Annotated in this window: 3 protein-coding genes and 1 pseudogene; 2 read left to right on the top strand and 2 right to left on the bottom strand. The window is 71.8% G+C overall.

Annotated elements, in window-relative coordinates; all coding sequences use genetic code 11:
- Window positions 1–348, top strand: a pseudogene (locus G3I65_RS19940) (hypothetical protein); the annotation flags it as partial.
- Here G3I65_RS19940 and G3I65_RS19935 read toward each other — a convergent pair.
- Window positions 345–980 carry a TetR family transcriptional regulator gene (locus G3I65_RS19935; RefSeq protein WP_160697452.1) on the bottom strand — a complete coding sequence of 212 codons (636 nt, stop codon included), beginning with the start codon at window positions 978–980 and terminating at the stop codon, window positions 345–347. The pseudogene G3I65_RS19940 and the gene G3I65_RS19935 sit on opposite strands and share 4 nt — an antisense overlap.
- A gap of 118 nt (window positions 981–1098) precedes the next feature.
- Here G3I65_RS19935 and G3I65_RS19930 point away from each other — a divergent pair, with 118 nt between their 5' ends.
- Window positions 1099–1578, top strand: coding sequence for an SRPBCC domain-containing protein (locus tag G3I65_RS19930; protein ID WP_160697451.1), 480 nt, complete (start codon window positions 1099–1101; stop codon window positions 1576–1578).
- On the opposite strand, the gene G3I65_RS19925 is transcribed toward G3I65_RS19930, so the two are convergent.
- A partial coding sequence (locus G3I65_RS19925) for an alpha/beta fold hydrolase (protein ID WP_160697450.1) occupies window positions 1541–2133 on the bottom strand: 593 nt, incomplete at its 5' end. The two genes, G3I65_RS19930 and G3I65_RS19925, sit on opposite strands and share 38 nt — an antisense overlap.

Below are 2133 nucleotides of genomic sequence, written 5' to 3'. Positions count from 1 at the left end.
TACCGAGCCCGCCGCACGGCGGCGGCATTGCTGCTGGCGGTGATCGCCGCCGGCGGCCTCGGCCTCTGGGCGGGCCAGGTCGGCGAGGGCGGCCACCACGCGGCCGAGCGCGTCACGGACTTCACGGCCGCGGCGGGCACGCGGTGCACGACGGTGGAGCTGATCGGGGTCGGGTTGGATCGGGGGCTGCCGCTGTCGCCTGGGGTGCGGGGGCGGTGCGACCTGAACACCGGCCTTGATGCGGGACAGGTGTTCACGGTGGCGATCTGGGCAGTTCAGGCGGCGATCTGGGCGTTGGCGACGCTCGCGCTGGTCGGGTACACGGGACTGGTGCGCAAGACCGGCTAGTGCTGGGTGGTCTGCCGGTCAGCGCGCTGTCCGAAGCCGGCCAGGCCGGTCTCGGCGAGCCGGGCGGCGCGGCGGACCTCCTCCGTCACGGCGTCGATCGCTTCCGGCAGAGGACTGCCCGGTCGCAGGTGGGTCCGCAAGGCGCGGAACTGCACCCGCCACAGGCCGACGAGGGTGGCCGCGGCAAGCTGCGGCTCGGGGGCGTCGGGGTGCCGCCCGGTCCGGACGGCGAGCACCTCGGCCGCGACGTCGGTGAACCGGTCGGCGACGTCGCTCCGGTATGCGCGCAGTGAGGGCGTGCTCCGGATCAAGTCGCCGAACCGCTGGTAGCGCGCCAACGCGCGGTCGGTGTCGGGGTCGGCGGTGAGGTTCTCGACCAGGCCGTCCAGTTCGCCGTCGAGGACCGCCAGCATGCCGGTGACCGGGGGGAGCGCCGGGTCCGCCAGGTGCGCGCGCACCGCGTCGGCCGTCGCCTCCAGCCGGTCCAGGAGCAGGGCCTCCTTGCTCGGGAAGTAGTTGAAGACGGTCTTCTCGGAGACGCCGCACGCGGCACCCACGTCGGCCACCCGGACGGCGTCGAAGCCGCGTTCGACGAACATCCTCGTCGCGGTGTCGGAGAGCTGCCGGCGCATCGCCTGCTTCTTGCGTTCGCGCAGCCCGCCTTCCGTGGTGGTCACGAGCCCAGCTTACTTCAGCCGCCAGAAAACTTCTGCTACTGTAAAATTACAGTCACTGAACTTGGAGGCCGTCGTGTCCGAGATCCGCATCGTCCGGGACTACCCGCACTCGCCCCTGAAGGTCTGGCGGGCGCTGACCGACCCGGCCTTGATCCCACGCTGGACCTCGACCGGGAAGGGTGCTCGCGCGGTCGGTTTCCGGCCGGTGGCGGGCACCCGGTTCCAGTTCGTCGCCAAGCCGATGCCCGGCTGGCGGGGGATCGTCGACTGCGAGGTGCTGGAGGTCCGCGAGCGGGAACTGCTGCGCTACACCTGGGTCGGCGCGGAAGGGGAGACGCCGAGCGAGGTCGCCTACCTGCTGGAGCCCACCGACGCCGGGACCCGCTTCACCTACCACCACACCGGGTTCACCGGCGTCGGCGGGTTCGCGATGGCCAAGGTGCTCGGCGCGGTCCGGCGCAAGATGCTCACCACCGGGCTGCCTGCCCTGCTCGCCGAGCTCGACGAGAACGGCGTCAGTGTCGCCCGAGGTGGTCCAGCAGCAGGGCGATGACCTCGTCGGGCGCCTCCATCGCCATCCACTGGCTGGCGCCCTCGAGGATCTGGAACCGGTACTCGGCGTCGATGTGGTGCACGGTCAGCTCGGCGGCGCTCTGGCCGAGGTACGGGTCCTCGCGGCCCCAGACGTAGAGCGTCGGCACCGTGATCCGGCCCGCCGGGATGTCGAAATCGTCGTCCGTGGCGCCGCGGTACCAATTCAGCGTCGCGGTCAGCGCGCCCGGTTCGGAAAGGCGCGCGACGGAGCGTTCGACGATTTCGACCGGAATCCGGCCGCTGTAAACAGCGCGTAATTGCGCGGCTTCGTCGCGTAAGAGGTATTTCTCGGCTTTGCCGACGCCGCGCCGGAAGAACCGGATGTAGCCGAGGTCGTGGAACTGCCCGTCGTCGGTCGCGGCCGCGCGCCGCAGGGCCGCCGGGTGCGGGGTGGAGAGCACGGTCAGCGACCGCAGCCGCTCCGGGTGCGCGGTCGCGAGCGCCCAGGCGACCATGCCGCCCCAGTCGCGGGCGACCAGGTGGAACCGGTCCGCGCCCTGGCTGTCGGCGAAGG

The sequence above is a fragment of the Amycolatopsis sp. SID8362 genome (genome assembly GCF_010550475.1).
GTDB classification, from domain to species: Bacteria; Actinomycetota; Actinomycetes; order Mycobacteriales; family Pseudonocardiaceae; genus Amycolatopsis; species Amycolatopsis eburnea.
The sequence above is the reverse complement of the archived record's forward strand: the minus strand, read 5'-3'. Positions and strand labels throughout refer to the sequence as shown.

Bases quoted from the DNA above. Each gene is read 5' to 3' on its own strand.
- G3I65_RS19935 (WP_160697452.1), bottom strand. From the start codon at position 980: ATGCGCCGGCAGCTCTCCGACACCGCGACGAGGATGTTCGTCGAACGC.